This is a genomic window from Brevundimonas sp. GW821-FHT02A10 (genome assembly GCF_059422025.1).
In genome coordinates, this window is sequence record NZ_JBWKWC010000006.1 from 61,748 (window position 1) to 79,081 (window position 17,334).

The 17,334-nt window shown below is 67.3% G+C and carries 22 protein-coding genes; 13 read left to right on the top strand and 9 right to left on the bottom strand.

Going from position 1 to position 17,334, the window contains the following annotated elements; genetic code table 11:
• The first annotated feature begins 44 nt into the window (after positions 1 to 44).
• On the top strand, positions 45 to 953 hold the full coding sequence (locus AC07U0_RS15375; protein ID WP_494720849.1) for a LysR family transcriptional regulator: 909 nt from the start codon (positions 45 to 47) through the stop codon (positions 951 to 953).
• On the opposite strand, the gene AC07U0_RS15380 is transcribed toward AC07U0_RS15375, so the two are convergent.
• From AC07U0_RS15380 to AC07U0_RS15395, 4 genes are all read right to left on the bottom strand, one after another.
• A complete protein-coding gene (locus AC07U0_RS15380; protein WP_494720850.1) occupies positions 950 to 1,516 on the bottom strand; it encodes an NADPH-dependent FMN reductase in 567 nt (188 codons plus the stop codon). The two genes, AC07U0_RS15375 and AC07U0_RS15380, sit on opposite strands and share 4 nt — an antisense overlap.
• Positions 1,513 to 3,870, bottom strand: coding sequence for a ribonuclease R (rnr, locus tag AC07U0_RS15385; RefSeq protein ID WP_494720851.1), 2,358 nt, complete (start codon positions 3,868 to 3,870; stop codon positions 1,513 to 1,515). Before rnr ends, AC07U0_RS15380 begins: the two co-directional genes overlap by 4 nt.
• Positions 3,871 to 3,930: 60 nt before the next feature.
• Positions 3,931 to 4,464 carry a protease adaptor protein RcdA gene (gene rcdA, locus AC07U0_RS15390; RefSeq protein WP_494720994.1) on the bottom strand — a complete coding sequence of 178 codons (534 nt, stop codon included), beginning with the start codon at positions 4,462 to 4,464 and terminating at the stop codon, positions 3,931 to 3,933.
• A 146-nt stretch (positions 4,465 to 4,610) separates the two neighbouring features.
• Positions 4,611 to 4,817 carry a DUF1192 domain-containing protein gene (locus AC07U0_RS15395; RefSeq protein ID WP_494720852.1) on the bottom strand — a complete coding sequence of 69 codons (207 nt, stop codon included), beginning with the start codon at positions 4,815 to 4,817 and terminating at the stop codon, positions 4,611 to 4,613.
• Between the two features lie 76 nt (positions 4,818 to 4,893).
• On the opposite strand from AC07U0_RS15395, the gene AC07U0_RS15400 reads away from it, so the two are divergent.
• On the top strand, positions 4,894 to 5,865 hold the full coding sequence (locus tag AC07U0_RS15400; protein ID WP_494720853.1) for an NAD(P)H-quinone oxidoreductase: 972 nt from the start codon (positions 4,894 to 4,896) through the stop codon (positions 5,863 to 5,865).
• A gap of 3 nt (positions 5,866 to 5,868) precedes the next feature.
• On the opposite strand, the gene AC07U0_RS15405 is transcribed toward AC07U0_RS15400, so the two are convergent.
• On the bottom strand, positions 5,869 to 6,768 hold the full coding sequence (locus AC07U0_RS15405) for a beta/gamma crystallin-related protein (RefSeq protein WP_494720854.1): 900 nt from the start codon (positions 6,766 to 6,768) through the stop codon (positions 5,869 to 5,871).
• 222 nt (positions 6,769 to 6,990) lie between these two features.
• Here AC07U0_RS15405 and AC07U0_RS15410 point away from each other — a divergent pair, with 222 nt between their 5' ends.
• Complete coding sequence (locus AC07U0_RS15410) at positions 6,991 to 7,659, top strand: DUF1013 domain-containing protein (protein WP_494720855.1); 669 nt, start codon at positions 6,991 to 6,993, stop codon at positions 7,657 to 7,659.
• An 86-nt stretch (positions 7,660 to 7,745) separates the two neighbouring features.
• On the opposite strand, the gene AC07U0_RS15415 is transcribed toward AC07U0_RS15410, so the two are convergent.
• Positions 7,746 to 7,919, bottom strand: a complete 174-nt coding sequence (locus AC07U0_RS15415; protein WP_494720856.1) for a YdcH family protein — start codon at positions 7,917 to 7,919, stop codon at positions 7,746 to 7,748.
• 126 nt (positions 7,920 to 8,045) lie between these two features.
• Here AC07U0_RS15415 and AC07U0_RS15420 point away from each other — a divergent pair, with 126 nt between their 5' ends.
• The 5 genes from AC07U0_RS15420 to AC07U0_RS15440 all read left to right on the top strand — a co-directional run bounded on the left by AC07U0_RS15420 (position 8,046) and on the right by AC07U0_RS15440 (position 10,922).
• On the top strand, positions 8,046 to 8,672 hold the full coding sequence (locus AC07U0_RS15420; protein ID WP_494720857.1) for a UbiX family flavin prenyltransferase: 627 nt from the start codon (positions 8,046 to 8,048) through the stop codon (positions 8,670 to 8,672).
• Positions 8,669 to 9,136, top strand: coding sequence for a TIGR02444 family protein (locus tag AC07U0_RS15425; protein WP_494720858.1), 468 nt, complete (start codon positions 8,669 to 8,671; stop codon positions 9,134 to 9,136). The genes AC07U0_RS15420 and AC07U0_RS15425 overlap by 4 nt, the downstream gene beginning before the upstream one ends.
• 56 nt (positions 9,137 to 9,192) lie before the next feature.
• Positions 9,193 to 9,417 carry a YdcH family protein gene (locus AC07U0_RS15430; RefSeq protein WP_207870958.1) on the top strand — a complete coding sequence of 75 codons (225 nt, stop codon included), beginning with the start codon at positions 9,193 to 9,195 and terminating at the stop codon, positions 9,415 to 9,417.
• A 90-nt stretch (positions 9,418 to 9,507) separates the two neighbouring features.
• Positions 9,508 to 10,617, top strand: coding sequence for a tRNA guanosine(34) transglycosylase Tgt (gene tgt, locus AC07U0_RS15435; RefSeq protein WP_494720859.1), 1,110 nt, complete (start codon positions 9,508 to 9,510; stop codon positions 10,615 to 10,617).
• A 2-nt stretch (positions 10,618 to 10,619) separates the two neighbouring features.
• Entirely contained in the window at positions 10,620 to 10,922 is a 303-nt protein-coding gene (locus tag AC07U0_RS15440; protein ID WP_494720860.1) for a hypothetical protein, read from the top strand.
• Here the strand turns inward: AC07U0_RS15440 and AC07U0_RS15445 are convergent.
• Entirely contained in the window at positions 10,919 to 11,455 is a 537-nt protein-coding gene (locus AC07U0_RS15445; RefSeq protein WP_494720861.1) for a hypothetical protein, read from the bottom strand. The genes AC07U0_RS15440 and AC07U0_RS15445 overlap by 4 nt on opposite strands.
• A gap of 92 nt (positions 11,456 to 11,547) precedes the next feature.
• Here AC07U0_RS15445 and AC07U0_RS15450 point away from each other — a divergent pair, with 92 nt between their 5' ends.
• The 4 genes from AC07U0_RS15450 (at position 11,548) to AC07U0_RS15465 (ending at position 14,827) form a co-directional block, all read left to right on the top strand.
• A complete protein-coding gene (locus AC07U0_RS15450) occupies positions 11,548 to 12,330 on the top strand; it encodes an ATP-binding cassette domain-containing protein (RefSeq protein WP_494720862.1) in 783 nt (260 codons plus the stop codon).
• Positions 12,323 to 13,876: an ABC transporter permease/substrate-binding protein gene (locus tag AC07U0_RS15455; RefSeq protein ID WP_494720863.1), complete on the top strand. Its 1,554-nt coding sequence runs from the start codon at positions 12,323 to 12,325 to the stop codon at positions 13,874 to 13,876. The genes AC07U0_RS15450 and AC07U0_RS15455 overlap by 8 nt, the downstream gene beginning before the upstream one ends.
• Positions 13,873 to 14,343, top strand: coding sequence for a YybH family protein (locus AC07U0_RS15460; protein WP_494720864.1), 471 nt, complete (start codon positions 13,873 to 13,875; stop codon positions 14,341 to 14,343). Before AC07U0_RS15455 ends, AC07U0_RS15460 begins: the two co-directional genes overlap by 4 nt.
• A gap of 70 nt (positions 14,344 to 14,413) precedes the next feature.
• Positions 14,414 to 14,827 carry a cupin domain-containing protein gene (locus AC07U0_RS15465; protein ID WP_494720865.1) on the top strand — a complete coding sequence of 138 codons (414 nt, stop codon included), beginning with the start codon at positions 14,414 to 14,416 and terminating at the stop codon, positions 14,825 to 14,827.
• Position 14,828: 1 nt separating this feature from the next.
• Here the strand turns inward: AC07U0_RS15465 and AC07U0_RS15470 are convergent, their stop codons facing one another.
• Positions 14,829 to 15,356 (bottom strand): gamma carbonic anhydrase family protein, encoded by a 528-nt coding sequence (locus tag AC07U0_RS15470; RefSeq protein WP_494720866.1) that lies wholly within the window; start codon positions 15,354 to 15,356, stop codon positions 14,829 to 14,831.
• Positions 15,357 to 15,647: 291 nt separating this feature from the next.
• On the opposite strand from AC07U0_RS15470, the gene AC07U0_RS15475 reads away from it, so the two are divergent.
• Complete coding sequence (locus AC07U0_RS15475) at positions 15,648 to 16,439, top strand: PhoH family protein (RefSeq protein ID WP_494720995.1); 792 nt, start codon at positions 15,648 to 15,650, stop codon at positions 16,437 to 16,439.
• A 58-nt stretch (positions 16,440 to 16,497) separates the two neighbouring features.
• On the opposite strand, the gene AC07U0_RS15480 is transcribed toward AC07U0_RS15475, so the two are convergent.
• Positions 16,498 to 17,313, bottom strand: coding sequence for a DUF2306 domain-containing protein (locus AC07U0_RS15480; RefSeq protein ID WP_494720867.1), 816 nt, complete (start codon positions 17,311 to 17,313; stop codon positions 16,498 to 16,500).
• Positions 17,314 to 17,334 lie beyond the last annotated feature (21 nt).

Genomic DNA, 17,334 nt, shown 5'->3' on the forward strand with positions numbered 1-17,334 from the left:
CGCCCGGTCAGGTTTAGTGGGGTCTCAGGCCAAGGATATTTGCTTTGAACGCACAGACGCCCACGGGTGGAACGGATCGGGCGCGGGAGATGGAGGTCTTCGCCGCCGTGGTCGATGCGGGCAGCCTGTCGGCGGCGGGACGACGGCTGGGGCTGACGCCCTCGGCGGTCGGGCGGACCGTCGACCGCATCGAGACCCGGCTGGGCGTGCGGCTGATGCTGCGAACCACGCGGCAGCTGACCCTGTCCGCCGAAGGCCAGTCCTATCTGGCGGCGGCGCGGCGCATTCTGGCCGATATCGAGGACGCCGAGCAGTCGGTCGCCGACCAGGGCGCGCCGAGGGGGCGGCTCAGGGTCAGTGTCGCCCTGGCCCACGGACGGCTGGTCATTGTGCCGTTGCTGCGGGAGTTCACCGCGCTTCATCCGCACATTCTGGTCGATATCGGCCTGACCGACGGGCTCGTCGATGTGGCGGCGGGGCAGGCGGATGTGGCCATCCGTTTCGGCCTGCTGGCCGACAGCGGCCTGACGGCGAGGAAGCTTGGCGAGACCGGGCGGGTGGTGGTCGCCTCGCCCGACTATCTGGCGCGGCGTGGCGAGCCGAGGGTTCCGGAGGACCTGCTGACCCACGACTGCCTGAACTTCAACTTCCGCCGGGCCGAGCCGGTCTGGCCGTTCCGGCGCGACGGGCGCGACTTCGCCCTGACGGTGCATGGGCCGGTCGAGGCCAACAACGGCGAGACCCTGACCCAGCTGGCGCGGGACGGGGTCGGGATCACCCGGGTCGGGGCGTTCAGCGCCGTGGACGATATCCGCGAAGGGCGACTGGTCCCCCTGCTGGAGGCCTTCAATCCCGGCGACCGCGAGCCGATCCACGCGGTCTTCGTAGGCGGCGCCAATATGCCGGCGCGGGTCCGGGTGTTCGTCGACTTCCTGACGGAGCGGCTGGCCTAGCCGACCTTCACGCGTTCGCAGTGGCCGGCGAAGCCCGCGACAAAGGCGGCGAGGCGGCGTTTGACGGCCTCGTCGGTCAGCTCTCCGTTCTCGTTGAAGACCGAACCGGCGCGCTGGACCATCAGCCGCTCTCCGGCCCAGTGGTCGGCGCCGAGGGTGCGCAGAACGGGCAGCCAGGCGGCCTGTGACAGGATGGTGCCGAATCCGCCGGGCGAGGCGCCCAGCACCGCCACGGGACGTCCGCCGAAGATGCGCCCGATGTCGGACGAGGGGCGGCTGAGCCAGTCGATGGCGTTCTTGAACACCCCGGGGATGCCGTTGTTGTACTCGGGCGTGAACAGCATCAGGCCGTCAGCGCCGACGATCAGGTCCTTGAGCACCGTGACGGCGGGAGGGATGCCCTGATCCCGTTCCAGATCGCCGTTGTAGAGCGGGATGCCCTCGATCGAGCCCGCGACCAGCTCCACGTCGGGCGGGGTCATGCCTTGCGCCGCATGCAGCAGGGCGGTGTTGAAGGAGCCGGCGCGCAGGCTGCCGGAGACGCCGATCAGTCGAACCGTCATTTGCGCTTGCCCTTTCTCACGCCCTTCAGTCCGCCGGAGGGCTTGCCCCCACGCGGAGGCTTGGGACCGCCGGGACGGCCGGAGCCGCGCTTGGGCGGGCCGTTGCCGCCGGGACCGCGATCGCGGGCGCGGACGCCGTAACGGGGGGCGGGGGCGTTGGGGTCGCGGGGCTCGGGATCGGACAGCATCTCGAACAGCAGGCCGCCGGTGACCGGGGTGGCCTCCTTCAGCTTCACCTGCACGGCGCGGCCCAGGGTATAGCGCTGGCCCGAGCGTTCGCCGACCAGGGCGTGGGCGCGATCGTCGTGGGTGAAGTATTCGTCGCCCAGCGAGGAGACGGGCACGAGGCCGTCGGCGCCGGTCTCCTCCAGCCGCACGAACAGGCCGAAGCGGGTCACGCCGGTGATGCGCCCGTCGAAGGTCGCCCCGACCCGGTCCTCGAGGAAGGCGGCGACATAGCGGTCCATGGCGTCGCGCTCGGCGGCCATGGAGCGGCGCTCGGTCTGGGTGACTTGCTCCGCGATGGCCTGCAGCTCGGCGATCTCGCGGTCCGTCAGTCCGTCCGAGCCCAGTTTCAGCGCGCGGATCAGGCCCCGGTGCACGATCAGGTCGGAATAGCGCCGGATCGGCGAGGTGAAGTGGGCGTAGCGGTCGAGGTGCAGGCCGAAGTGGCCGACGTTGTCCGGCGAATAGACCGCCTGCATCTGGCTGCGCAGCACGACCTCATTGACGACGTCGGCGTGCGGGCCGTCGCGGGTCTGGTCCAGCAGCTTGTTGAACCGCTTGGTCGTCGCCGGCTCGCCCTTGTTCCAGGGCATGGCGATGGTGGTCAGGAAGTCGGCCAGGTTGAAGATCTTCTCCTGACTGGGCGCCTCGTGGACACGGTAGATCAGGGGGACCTTCTTCTGCTCGAGCGTTTCCGCCGCGCAGACGTTGGCCTGGATCATCATCTCCTCGATCAGCCGGTGGGCCTCAAGGGATTTGCGCGGGACGATGGCGGCGATGCCCCCGTCCTTGCCCATCAGGATGCGGCGTTCGGCGCTTTCGATCTGCAGCGGGCTGCGCTTCAGCCGGCCCTTCAGCATCGTGTGATAGGCGTTCCACAGCGGGTACAGGATCGTGTCCATGATCGGACCCGTCGTGTCGTCCGTCCCGCCGCCGTTCTCGACCCCGTCGATAGCGGCCTGGGCCTGCTCGTAAGAGAGCTTGGCGTGGCTGCGCATCAGGCCGCGATGGAATTTGTGGCCCGTCTTCTTGCCCTCCTTGTCGAAAACCATGCGCACGGCCAGGGTGGCGCGGTTTTCGCCTTCCTTGAGGCTGCACAGGCCGTTCGACAGCCGCTCGGGCAGCATGGGCTCGACGCGGTCGGGGAAGTAGGTGGAATTGCCCTTGGCCCGGGCCTCGCGGTCGAGCGCCGTGCCGGGGCGGACATAGGCGGCGACGTCGGCGATGGCGACCCAGACGATCCAGCCGCCGGGGTTCTTCTCATCCTCGTCACGCTGGGCGAAGACGGCGTCGTCGTGGTCGCGGGCGTCGGCCGGATCGATGGTGACGAAGGGGATGTCGCGAAGGTCGTCGCGGCCCTTCAGCGTGGGCAGGTCCTGGTTTTCTGCCTCCTTCTCGACGGCCTCGGAGAAGCCGGTCGGGACGCCGTGGGCGTAGATGGCGATCAGGGAGGCGGCGCGGGGATCATCCTCCTTGCCGATGACCTCGAGGATCTTGCCGCGCCTGGGGCCGTGGCGATGGTCGGACTTCTCCGCCGTGGCCAGGACCAGGTCGCCGTCGCGCAGGTCCTCGGCCAGCAGAGGCGGGATGAACAGCACGTCCTTGGAGCGACGGTCGACGGGCTCGACCCGCGTTTCGCGGTTCGACTTGCGGATAACCCCCAGAATGCGACCGTGACCGTTGTCCAGCTTCTTGACGACGCGGGCCTCCCAGCCGTCGTTTCCGCGCTCGAACTTGACCAGCAGGCGGTCGCCCATGCCGGGCGCCGGGCCGGTCTTGCCGGACTTGTCGGGGATCAGGACGGCGCGCGGGGCGTCGGCGGCGGCCTCGACCAGCCGGACATAGAGTTCGCCGTCGATATCCTTCTCGACCACATCGACCACGCCGACGGGGGGCAGGGCGCCGGCCTCGGAGAAGCCCTTCTTGCCGCGCTTGCCCAGCTTTCCTTCAGCCTCAAGCTCGCGAAGCATTTCGCGCAGGGCGCGGCGTTCCGCGCCTTTCAGGCCGAAGGCGCGGGCCAGATCGGATTTGTCGGCTTCACCCGCCTCGCGCAGAAAGCGCAGCAGGGTTTCCTTGTCGGGAAGGCCGCCGGTCGAGGGACCGGACGGGCGGCGGGGAGGTTTGACCATGAATCGAGGTTAGCGCGGATCGCCCGCGCGCACCACGGAGCCTTGAGACGGGGGCAGGCCTTAGGAGCGGAAGGCCGCTTCCAGCATGCCCAGCTGGCTGAGGACCGGATTCGCCTCCGCCTCGGCGGGGGCGTCCAGATACATGCGGCGGTCCAGATACAGCACCCGGTCGTGCAGCTTCTCGGCCCGGACGACATATTCGATCAGGGCGATGGGCAGTTCGGCGTGGCTCGGCTCGCTTTCCAGCGGGCGGGCGGTCAAACGATAGCGGGCATCGCAGGCGGCCTCGGGCTCCATGTCGCCTTCACGGACGGCGCGCTGGACCAGCAGCCAGGAGGCGACCTGCATCAGCCGGGTCGTCAGCTTCATGCTTTCGGCGGCATAGGCCAAGGCCGCGGCGCGCGACAGCAGTTTGGATTCGCGACGACCGTCGCCGTCGAGATAGGAGGCGGTGTCCTCGACCAGCTCCATGCCTTCGCGGAAGGTGCGCTCGAACAGTTCCGAACGGGCGAAATCATGGATCTCCGCCGCACGGCTGCGCGCGCGGGTCGGGTCGCCGGACTGGGAATCGTCGCTGGCCATCAACTCAATCATACTCATGGAAATCGTGCGCGTCCGTCTCGTTTTCAGCGCACAACGGCGCCGCTGTGATCGGGTGTGCAACCGCCATGCCATGAACGGGGACGCGCGAAAACCATTCCGGGACGTCCATCCCCACCAAAACCGTCATCTGTGTTCTGTCAGGAGCGGAAGTTGAACAGGGCGTCGGCGGCGTTTTTCTTGGCCTGTTTGCCGTCGATGGCGGCCCGGGCCCGGTCGATTTCGGCCTGCAGGGCCTCGATCCGCTCGTTCAGCTCTTCCACCGAATAGAGGTCCAGGTCTTCCTTGGCGAGGGCGGTCAGGGTCGCGCCGCGTCCCGAACGGGGCTCCAGATCTTCGAACGTCATCGTCGCCTCCATGGTCAGGGCCGGTACGGACGACTATCTGAGCGCTCACCTCATCCTGATTGCAAGGTTTGCCCGAATGCGGACGATCGAGATCACCGGCGGCGCCGGTCCCGCCGAGGCCCTGAAGCCGGGCGAACGCGCCGATCCGCAGGTCGGTCCCGGACAGATCCGCATCCGGGTAAAGGCCGCCGGGGTCAATCGTCCCGACCTGCTGCAACGCCTGGGCTACTATCCCGCACCGCCCGGCGCGCCGGACATTCTGGGCCTTGAGGTCGCGGGCGAGGTGGATCAGGTGGGGGAGGGCGTCAACCGCTGGAAGACCGGCGACCGGGTCTGCGCCCTGCTGGGCGGGGGCGGTTATGCCGAATACGCGGTGGTCGACGCCCGGCACGCCCTGCCGATCCCGGAGGGGCTGGATTTCATTCAGGCCGCGGCCTTGCCGGAGACCGTCTTCACCGTCTTCACCAATGTCTTCGAGGGTGGGGCGCTGAAGGCCGGCGAGACCCTGCTGATCCATGGCGCGACCAGCGGTATCGGCGTCACGGCCATCCAGATGGCCAAGGCGGCGGGCGCCCGGGTCATCGCCACCTCGCGCGGGCCGCAGAAGACGGCGGCGGCGAAGGCGCTGGGCGCCGACATCAGCCTGGATGCGAAGACGGATGATCTGGCCGCAGCCCTGGCCGAGGCGGGCGGGGTCGATGTGGTGCTGGACATGGTGGGCGCCGACTACGCCGCCCTGAACCTGAAGGCGCTCAAGCCCTTCGGCCGCTGGGTGGTGATCGCCACGCTTTCGGGCGCCAAGGCCGAGGTCAATCTCTCGGAACTGATGATGAAGCGCATCGTCCTGACCGGCTCGACGCTGAGGGCGCGGCCTGCCGACGAGAAGGCGCGGCTGGCGGCGGCAGTCGAGGCGACCGTCTGGCCGTGGGTGGAGTCCGGGGCGGTGCGACCTCCGGTGGAGGCGACCTTCCCGCTGGAACAGGCCGATCAGGCCCACCTCCGGCTGGAGGCGGGCCATCACATCGGCAAGGTGGTCCTGACGGTCTGAAGCCTACCAGCCGCGAACGGGACGCAGCGACGAGATCCGGTCGTTGACCATCGACGAGTTCAGGTTGCGGACGTCACCGGTGAAGGTCTGGCAGGTGCCCCTGAAATAGGGATCCGTGCAGACTTCCCAGGTTCCGTTCATCTGCATGGAGCTGATGTTGTCGTTCAGCTGGCGACGACCGAGGTTGGGCATTTCGCCATTGAAGGTCGCCGAGGCGCCGCGGAAATTGGCGTCCTCATAGACGGTGATCGAGTTGCGGCCGCCCCAGCCACCGCCGGGGCCGCCGTTGCCCGGGCCGTTGCCGCCGCCCCAGCCGCCGCCGTTGTTGCCCCCGCCGTTGCCGGGACGGTCATCACGTTCGAACCGGCCGAGCGTGCCGGTGCAGGTCAGCAGGCCATTGCTGTTGCCGATATCGCCACGGCACAGGCCGAACTCGATCGAAGTCGAGCGACGGTCGCGGCGGGTGTCGAGGCATTGGGCGTAGAGGCGGCCGTTCTGGATGCGGGCGTCGTTGCAGCTCTGGGCATAGCTGCCGTTGGGGAGGCGGCCGTTGTTCCCGCCGCCCCAGCCACCACCGTTATTGCCGCCACCGTTGTTGCCGCCGCCGTTGTTGCTCTCGAACCGGCCCTGGGCGCCGTTGCAGACCAGCAGGCCGTCGTTATTGCCGATGTCGCCGACGCAGCGGCCGTATTCGATCGAGCTGACGCGTGAGCCGCGGCTGCTGGTGCGGCATTCGGCATACAGGCGGCCGCCATCAATTCGGGCGTTCGAACAGCTCTGGATATAGCTGCCGCCGGGCTGGCCGCCGCCGTTGCCGCGCTGGGCGCTGGCCGACATCGGGGTCAGCAGGGTCAGGGCGGCCACGGCTGCGGCGGAAATTGAGAGGCTGGTCTTGATCGACATGGTGTTCCCTCCAGAACGACTGCGCGGCCGAAGCCGCCTTGATCCTCACGCTCGTCTACTCAACCTGAACCGTAGCTGTACGACGATGACAGTTCTTGTCACGCAGCGTTTTCTTTTGCAGCGAAACGGCCTATATCCCGACCATCGCGCCCGGCCGAAAGGTCGGGCGCCGTTGTATCCAGAACCCGCCAGATCGGGTCGAACCTTCCGGGACTTACGCCCATGACCGACATCCTCATGCCCAAGGCCACTGCGGTCTGGATGGTGGATAACACCTCTCTGACCTTCGAGCAGATCGCCGATTTCTGCGGCCTGCACCCGCTGGAAGTCCGCGGCATCGCCGACGGCGACGTCGCCCGCGACATCCGCGGCGTCGATCCCATCACCGGCGGCCAGCTGACGCGCGAAGAACTCGACAAGGCCCAGGACAACGCCGACTACCGCATGCAGGCCGTGGTCAGCCGTCACGCCGAACTGCTCAAGTCCAACAAGCCGGCCCCGAAATACACCCCGGTGTCGCGCCGTCAGGACCGTCCGGACGCCATCGCCTGGTTCGTGCGCAACCACCCCGAGGTGACCGACGCACAGATCGCCAAGCTGCTGGGCACCACCAAGTCCACGATCGAGAGCGTGCGCAACCGCACCCACTGGAACAGCCCCAACATCAAGCCGGTCGATCCGGTCACCCTGGGTCTGGTCGGTCAGCTGGTGCTCGACGACCTGATCTCCAAGGCCGCGGCCAAGAAGAACAAGGACGACCTCAAGAAGGGCGGTGGCGTCCTGCAGCCGGTCGAACCGGAAGTCGTCGAGGAAGAAGAGTTCGTCCCCGAGGCGGCCGAGCGCCGCACCGCCGAACCGACCGCCGCTTCGGTCTTCGGCACCAAGGACTAGGGCTTTCCGCAGCGGAACAGCAAAAAGGCCCCGGGATCGCTCCCGGGGCCTTTCCAATTTCGCACTCGTCTACTGCTACCCCCGGGCTATCCCGCCCGGGCCTCGAGACTGGTAATCTCCTCCTTCAGTCGGAGCTTTCTTCGCTTGAGCTCCCTGACCTGCAGCGGATCCGTAGCCGGGTGGCCCACCTCCCGCTGGATCGTCTCATCCAGCTGGCGGTGACGATTTCCCAGTTCGCGGATACGAGCTTCGATGGTCATGGCTTGCGCCTCCATGTCTAAGGGACCACACAGTGAGCGCCCGGATCAGCGGTCTGGGAAATCACGGTTGAGTGACGTCGCCAAGGCCTTGAAACTGCTCCGGACCCGGTGAGTCTGACCCCCAAAATGGACCCTGATGTGAACGGAGCTGTACGGAACCCTGCGACCTCTGGACGCCCCCGGCTTGTGGTCGGCGTTTCAGGCGCTTCAGGCGTGATCCACGGCGTCCGCGTACTGGACGCCCTGCGAGAGCTGGATGTCGAAAGCCATCTGGTGGTGACCCGCGCGGCCCTGCTGACCCTGTCGCAGGAGACCGATCTGACGCCCGACGACCTGACCGGCCGCGCCGATGTGACGCACAGGCTGAACGACGTAGGGGCCTCGATCGCCTCGGGCTCGTTCCGCACGCTGGGGATGATCGTTGCGCCCTGTTCGGTGCGGACCATGAGCGAGATCGCGACGGGAGTGACGTCCTCGCTCCTGACCCGCGCGGCCGACGTCGTGCTCAAGGAACGGCGGCCGCTGGTGCTGATGGTGCGCGAGACGCCGCTGCACCTGGGCCACCTCAGGACCATGACCGCCCTGGCCGAGATGGGCGCGACCATCGCCCCACCTCTGCCGGCCTTCTATGCCAAGCCCTCCTCCATCGCCGAGATGGTGGACCAGTCCGTCGGGCGAGCGCTGGACCTGTTTGGGCTCGACTGGTCGCCGGTGAAGCGCTGGGACGGTCTCAAGGGCCCTGCAGAAGAATGAGCGGCCTCTGGGATTGGGCGCTCAAGGCCTATGCGGCGCCGGGCGTTGCAGACGCCTGTCTGCATCTGCAGGACGCCGCCGAACAGAATGTGCCCCTGCTGCTGTGGGCCGCCTGGGTCGCGGAGACTGGCCGCCAGCCTGACGAGGACGACATCGAGGCCGCCTGCGACACCGCCCGGGCCTGGGACGGGAGCGCCGTCTCGCCGCTGCGCGCCATCCGCCGGACCCTGAAGGCGCCGATCCCGGACATGGACGACGTCGCGCGCGAGGCCGTGCGCGAACAGATCAAGGCGGCGGAGCTTCTGGCCGAGCGCAAGCTGCTGGAGGCGCTGGAAGCCCTGGCCCCGGCGCCGTCCGGTCCGCCGCGCCGCGCCATCGAGGGGCTGGTCGAGACGGCGCGTCTGTGGGCCCGCGTCATTCCTCGTCCGGCGTTGGTCGTGCTCTCGGAACGCCTTCCGGCCTGAGCGCCGGTCAGGTATAAATCCAGCAGCCGTTCCGGGGGGAAGGGCAGGACTGATTCATGAACGACGACCAACCTTTCCTGACCGACGACGAGCTGGCGCTGCACGACGAGGTCAAGCATCTGCGGCAGGAGCACGCCGACCTGGACGCGGCGATCGAGGCCCTGGGTCACATGCCGATCCCGGACCAGCTGCGTATCGCCCGGCTGAAGCGCAAGAAGCTGCAGCTGCGCGATGAGATCGTGAAGATCGAGAGCCAGATCCTGCCGGACATCATCGCCTAGGCCGGCTGACGGCGGCGGATCGCTTTTTCACAGTTTCGCCCCACGCGATCCTGTATGACGCCCGATCTCTGAAGACGCCCGGATCCCGCTTTGCCCTTTCCGTTTGAAATCTCCGCCACCGAAGGCCGCGCCCGCACCGGCGTGCTGAAGACCTCGCGCGGCGACATCCGCACCCCCGCCTTTATGCCCGTCGGCACCGTGGCCACGGTCAAGGCGATGACAGTGGATCAGGTCAAGCAAACCGGCGCCGACATCATTCTGGGCAACACCTATCACCTGATGCTGCGCCCCGGGCCGGAGCGGATGGAGCGTCTGGGCGGGCTCCACAAGTTCATGGGTTGGGACAAGCCGATCCTGACCGATTCAGGCGGCTTTCAGGTCATGTCCCTCGCCGGCATTTCCAAGGTGAAAGAGGAGGCGGTGACCTTCTCCAGCCATATCGACGGCTCCAAACACGTTCTGTCGCCGGAACGGTCGATCGAGATCCAGGCCGACCGGATCGGCGCCGACATCTCGATGCAGCTGGACCAGTGCGTCGCCTACCCCGCCGAGAAGGACGCCGCGCGCAAGGCGATGGAGCTGTCGATCCGCTGGGGCGCGCGCTCCAAGGCCGCTTTCGGCGTGCGTGAGACGCAGGGCCTGTTCGGCATCCAGCAGGGCTCGACCTTCGAGGACCTGCGTCGCCAGTCCTCGGAACAGCTGCAGGAGATCGGCTTCGACGGCTACGCCATCGGCGGTCTGGCCGTGGGCGAGGGGCATCAGGCCATGTGCGAGGTGCTGGATTATGCGCCCGAGATGCTGCCCGCCGACCGCCCCCGCTATCTGATGGGGGTGGGCAAGCCCATCGATCTGGTCGAGGCGGTGTATCGCGGCGTCGACATGTTCGACTGCGTCCTGCCGACCCGGGCCGGGCGGCACGGTCAGGCCTGGACCTGGGACGGGCCGATCAACCTCAAGAACGCCCGCTTCGCCGAGGATCAGGACCCGCTGGACCCGACCATCGACGGGCCGTCGTCACAGTATTCCAAGGCCTATCTGCACCATCTGGTCCGGGCCGACGAGATCCTCGGCAAGGTGCTGCTGAGCTGGCACAACATCGCCTTCTTCCAGGCCCTGACCGCCGCAATGCGCGACGCCATCGCCCACGGCCGGTTCGAGCAGTTCCGGCACGACTTCCACGCCCGGCATACGTCGAACTGATCATGCGCATCGAGAAGTCAGGCTTCCACGCCTACAACACCTACCTCGAGGAAGCGCCCCGCCCGGACGGCAACGAGAGGGCGCTGCACCGGCACGTCATCATCATCGGCGGCGACAAATATTCCTTCTTCGCCCACTGGTCCGGCAAGTTCGCGCACAAGGGCGAGAAAATCTCCTTCGACTGGGACTGGGACAGGACCGGCGAGTTCCGGAATATCGAGAAGACCTCCTTCGAGGCCTTCACGAAGGACGGCTCGGTCCAGATCCGGGGCGACCGCAGCGATACGGTCCGCCGCCCGCGTTAGCGCTGGCTCCCGCCCCTCGGCCTGAACCAAGCGGGTGAGGCCGGCGGGGCGCAGTTTAGCTGCATGCCCAGTCCCTTGAGGAAGGCGCGGCGCAGGCGGCCGGCCTCGATAGCGTCCTGAACCGTCTTCGAACGGGCCTGGGCGCCGGTCAGCATGCGGATCCAGTTGCGATAGGGGATGAAGTCGGTCGCGGCGTTCTTGATCGCGTCCAGCGCGGCCTTGGCCAGGGCGTCCTGAGTCCGTTCGTTCAGGGTCGAACCGTTCGGGGCCGGCGGTTCGTCGCGGTCGGGACCGAGCGCCTCATCCAGCCGCATCACCTCGGCGCCGACGGTCGAGCACTGGTTCAGATTGCGCTGGTCGTAGGGGTTGGCCTGGGCCTGCAGCAGCACTGTCGGGATCTGGTCGCGGCGGACGTTCAGATCCACCAGCGGCGCGGTGACGGCGTCGCCGAAGCCGCGCTGTACCTGTCCGGCGGTCGAGCAGCCGCCCACAACGAGACACAACAGGGCAATGGACGGCAACGAAATACGCATGCCGCCATTCACCACGACGGGCCCGTTCCGACAACACTCGCTTTGGGCTCCGACCTGACCCATTGTGGAGCTTCCTCATCCAAAGGCCGCCGATGACGTCAGCCCTGATCCTGTCCGGCCTCGGAAAGTCGTTCGACGGCGGCCGGATATGGGCCGTGAAGGACCTGTCGCTGGAGGTGGCGAAGGGCGAGTTCCTGGCCCTGATCGGCGGCTCGGGCTCGGGCAAGACGACCCTGCTCAAGATGATCAACCGGCTGATCGAGCCCGAAGCGGGCGAGGTCCGCATCGACGGGGCGCTCAACACCGCGACGCCCGCGCCGGAGTTGAGGCGGGGCATCGGTTACGTCTTTCAGGGAGCAGGCCTGTTCCCGCATATGACCTTGGCGGAAAACGTCGCGGTGACGCCGCGCCTGCTGGGCTGGTCCGAGGCGGAGATCGCGGCGCGCGTCGCCGAACTGATGGATCTGGTTGAACTGCCGGTCGGGGTCTGGGGCGCCCGGCTTCCGGCCAGCCTGTCGGGCGGCCAGAGGCAGCGCATCGCCTTCGCCCGGGCGCTGGCGGCGCGGCCGTCGCTGGTGCTGCTGGACGAGCCTTTCGGGGCGCTGGACGCAATCTCGCGCGATGGCCTCGCCGAGGCCTATCGCCGTCTGCACGACAGTCTGGGCCTGACCACGGTCATGGTCACCCACGACGTCAACGAGGCCCTGCTGACCGCCGACCGGCTGGGCGTGATGCGTGAGGGACGTCTGGTCGCAGCCGGGCCGCCCGCCGAATTGATGGGGGAGGGCGTCGACCCGTATGTCCACGACCTGCTGGAGGCCCCACGTCGGCAGGCCGCCCGGATCGCCTCGAAATTCGGGGGCGCGCATGGATAGCCCCGTCGCCGCCGCTTGGGCGCGGTTGCCCGACTATCTGGGCCAGCACGTGATCCTGAGCGCCCTGGCCCTGTTGCTCGGCGCGGCGATCAGCCTGCCTCTGGCGGTGCTGGCCAGCCGACGACCCGCCCTGCGCTGGCCGCTGATGACCGGATCGGGCCTGATCCAGACCATTCCGAGCCTGGCCTTGCTGGCGCTCTTCTATCCGCTGTTGCTGGGGCTTTCAGGCCTGACGAAGAGCCTGTTCGGCGTCGGCTTCTCGGCGCTGGGCTTCCTGCCCGCGCTTCTGGCCCTGACCCTCTATTCCATGCTGCCGATGGTCCGGAACACGGTCGCGGGCCTGACCGGGCTCGACCCAGCGTTGCTGGAGGCAGCGCGGGGCGTCGGCATGACGCGGCGCCAGTCCCTGTTCCGCGTCGAGCTGCCGCTGGCCGCGCCGGTCATTCTGGCGGGGGTGCGGACCAGCGCCGTCTGGGTCATCGGAACGGCGACCCTCTCGACGCCCATCGGCCAGACGTCGCTGGGCAACTACATCTTCACCGGCCTGCAGACCGAGAACTGGGTGTTCGTCCTGTTCGGCTGTCTGGCCTCGGCAGGGTTGGCTCTGGTCGTTGACCAGCTGCTTGGCCTGATCGAGAGCGGGCTGGCCAGGCGCAGCCGCAGGCGCGTCATCGCGGGCGCCGCGGTCCTGCTGGCCGGGCTCGCGCTGGCTGTCGCCCCCACCCTGATCCCCAAGCCCGCCACCTATGTGATCGGCTCCAAGACCTTTTCGGAGCAGTTCATCCTCTCGGCCCTGATGGCGGACGAACTGAAGGCGAAGGATCTGAACGCCTCCGAGCGTAGCGGTCTCGGCTCCACCGTCATCCTGCGCGCCCTGAGCCAGAACGACATCGACGTCTATGTCGAATATTCCGGCACCGTCTGGGGCACGGCCATGGGCCACACCGACAATCCGGGCCGGGAGGAAGTCACCAGACAGGTCACGCAGTGGCTCAAGGACAAGCACGGGATCACCGTCCTGGGCGGCTTCGGCTTCGAGAACGCCTATGCCCTGGCCATGCGCCGCGACCGGGCGGCGGCGCTGAACATCCGGACGCTCGACGACCTCGGCTCTCGTTCGGAAAGCCTGAGCATCGGGGCCGACTATGAGTTCTTCTCCCGGCCCGAATGGACCGCGCTGAAGACCGGCTACGGCCTGAACTTCCGGCAGCAGAAACAGTACCAGTCGACCTTCATGTACCGGGCGGTGGTCGACGGAGACGTGGACGTCATCTCCGCCTTCTCCAGCGACGGGCGGATCGCGGCGGATGATCTGGTCGTCCTGGCCGATCCGAAGGGCGCGATCCCGCCCTATGACGCCCTGATCCTGATCGCGCCGAAGCGGGCGAACGACGCCCGGCTGCGCGCGGCCCTCGAGCCCTTGATCGGCGCCGTCTCCGTCGAGGCCATGCGCGAGGCGAACCAGCAGGTCGACGGCGACACGAACAAGCAATCTCCCGCAGCCGCGGCGCGGTGGTTGAAAACGCAGCTGAGGCCCGCCCCGTGATCCGCACCGTCCTCGCCGCACTCATCCTGTGTTTTGCCTTCGCCGCCCCGCTACGGGCGCAGGAGGCGTTCGATGAGACGACCGAACGCGCCGCCATCCTGACCGTCGTCTCCGATATGCAGGCGGCGTGGAATCGGGGTGACTACCGGGGCTACATGCAGGGCTTCAAGAACCCCGACGTGGTCTTCGTCTCGGGTGGGAAGATCAAGAACGGCTGGCAGGGCGCGCTGGACGACTACATCCGCAACTACGGCCCGACGCCGGAGAGCCGCGGAACCCTGACCTTCTATGACATGACGGTGGAGTTCCTGGCCCCCGACGCCGCCCAGCTGATCGGCCATTACCGGCTGGACCGGCCTGAGCGGCCGATGGAGGGGATCAACACCCGGCTCTTCCGCAAGATCGACGGCCGTTGGGTGATCGCCCTGAACCACGTCTCCGCCTATGAGGTCGCTCCTTCTCAGTAGGGCGACCGGTCGCAGTGTCCACCGGTGTCATTGCGGGCTAGTCTTGCGGCCTCGACTCTGGAGACCCGCCATGATCCTCGCCGGACTGTTCGCCGCCGCCCTGATCGCCCAAACCGCCGAGCCGCGCCCGATGGTTGTGGTGAAGGAAACCGATGTGCAGGTCGAGCAGTCGCCGCCGCCGCACAACGGCGTGGGTCGCAGCACCGCCTTCCGCCTGTCGGACGCGGCTCCGGGCCGGAACTTCGAGTTCCGCAAGCGCGTCCTGCACCCGGGCGCGACCATCGGCCTGCACGTCCTCACCCATGACGAGATCTATTATGTCGTCAGCGGGCAGGGGGAAGTGGCCTCGGACGGCCGCACCGAGACCATGGGTCCGGAGACCGCCGCCTATCTCTATGAAGGCGCCGACGTCGGCATCAAACAGGTCGGCGAGGAGCCCCTGGTCCTGATCATCGCCTATCCGCTGGCGGCGAGGACGCAGTAGGTCAGAGCGGCTTCAGCTCCGCCGCGAACCGCTTCCAGTTCTGGACATAGTGCTGCGCCGACATCTCGAGCGCGGCGATCTGCCCCTCGTTCAGTTCCTTCACCACCTTGCCGGGCTGGCCCACGACCATCGATCCGTCCGGAATGACCTTGCCCTCGGTGATCAGGGCGTTGGCCCCGATCAGGCAGTTCTTCCCGATCACCGCCCCGTTCAGAACCACGGCCCCGATGCCGATCAGGCTGTTGTCGCCGATGGTGCAGCCGTGAAGCATGACCTTGTGCCCCACAGTGACGTTCGCCCCGATGGTCAGGGGCACGCCGGCGTCGGCGTGCAGGACGCTGAGGTCCTGGATGTTGCTGTTTTCACCCACTGTCAGGATATCCGTGTCACCGCGCAGCACGGACCCGAACCAGACGCTGGCGCCCGGTTTCAGAATCACGTCCCCTAGCACCACAGCATTGGGCGCTATCCAGTATTCCCCCTCGGGTGGAAGCTGCGGTTTCTTGTCGCCAAGCGAATACACAGTCATCACAACACCGTCACATCTAAGGAAAAAGAGCGCTTTAAGCTCTCGTAAACCACGTTAGCATCAAAGTGTTGATGCGATTCGAGACCGGTCTTTCTGGTCCCGGATCCGTAACCGGATCAAGCCCGGTCCGGTCTAGCCCAGGGGAACGTGAGTGACGCGTTCGGTTCGGCGGCGAGAGTCCTCGCCGGAGATTGGCCTCTCTTCCGACCCCGGACGGCGTATCGCCGCTTCCCTTCTCCTCCCCACCGTCGTTCGAGGCGATGCTTTTGAAGCATCGCCTTTTTTCATGCCCTGGAGGCAATCATGACCAAGCGTGCAGCCCTGAAGCGCCAAGCTCGTGAAGGCGTTTTCGATTCCAGCTCGTTCATCGAGGATTCGAAAATCCGCCGTCTGCCGACATCGCACAACAACAGTCATCAGGCCGCATGGTCGCCCCATCCCTCGAACGATCGGGACCAGGGCTATCTGAAGACCCTGAAACCCAAGTCCGAAGGGCAGGCCGAGCTTCTGAACGCCATCGACACCTCCAACCTGTGCGTGGCGCTCGGCCCGGCAGGCACCGGCAAGACCTATCTGGCCGTGGCCAAGGCGGTCGAGGCGCTGGAGGCCGGCAAGGTCGGCCGCATCGTCCTGAGCCGCCCCGCCGTCGAGGCCGGGGAGTCGATCGGCTTCCTGCCGGGCGCCATGGAAGACAAGCTGGCCCCCTATCTGCGGCCCCTCTACGACGCCCTGTCGGACCGGCTGTCGATGAAGCGGGTCGGGGCCCTCATGGCAGAGGGTCTGATCGAGATCGCCCCGGTCGGATACATGCGCGGCCGTACGCTGAACAACGCCTTCATCGTCATCGACGAGGCCCAGAACTGCACCTACACCCAGCTGAAGATGCTGCTGACGCGACTGGGCTGGCACTCGACCATGGTCGTCACCGGTGACCCGGGCCAGACCGACCTTCTGCCCTCGCTCTCGGGCCTGGCCGACATCGCCCAGCGTCTGGAAGCCGTGCCGGAAATCTCGGTGGTGCGCCTCGCCGAACAGGACATCGTCCGCCACCCGCTGGTCGCGAGCATGATCGGCGTCCTCTGACGCTGGATAAAGACTGAACGGTTCGGGGCGCGCTTCGCGAGAGGCGCGCCCCTTTCTGTCAGAGGTAGGGCCCCCACATCAGGGCGAAGGCTCCGACCGACCCCAGGGCCGTCCAGGCGGCGGCGGCCAGCACCAGTCCGGCCACGACGATGCGGAAGATCAGCCAGCTGCTGCGTCCAGCCATGAAATAGAGCTCCAGCACCGCCAACGGGATCAGATAGCTGCCGAAGGTCAGGACGATGTCCGCAGGACCCGACATGGTCTTGGTCATGCCGACGGGACCCTGGTTGATCAGGACCCAGCCCATCAGCCCGACCCGCAGGAACCAGACCCCGCTGACCACCATGAAGGCCCGCATGGCCCAGCGCCGATGGCTGTCGAACCGGCGTCTGATCGCCTCACGCCAGGCGAGTCCGGCGAAGATCAGGATCAGCAGACCGTTGATGCCGATGGCCACGGCGGAGACGACGGACAGATACGATCCGCGCGCCACGGACATCCACAGGCCGCTGAGCGCCAGGAAGCAGGCGATGACCAGAAAGCTTCTGCCGGTCCAGCGGTGCAGGGCGGGAAAGCGCCGTCTTAGCGCCGGTATCAGCTGCATCAGCCCGCCGAGCGTCACCACCGCCGCCAGCAGGACGTGGGCGGCGAACACCAGATTGCCGACGCCGTCACCCTCGACATAGCCGGTGATAAGGGGCTTGTCGTTCCAGGCCGCGAAACGCCCCGACAGGGTGCGAACGCCGTAGAACAACACAATGAAGACGATGAAGGCCGTCTGGCCGGCCGCGGCGACGACGAACCAGGCGACGCCCGCCCGGCTGAGCAGTTTCGCGCCGACGGGGGGAGGCGGCAGGGGGAGAGAGGTCGACATGAGGGCTCCGGACACGACCCC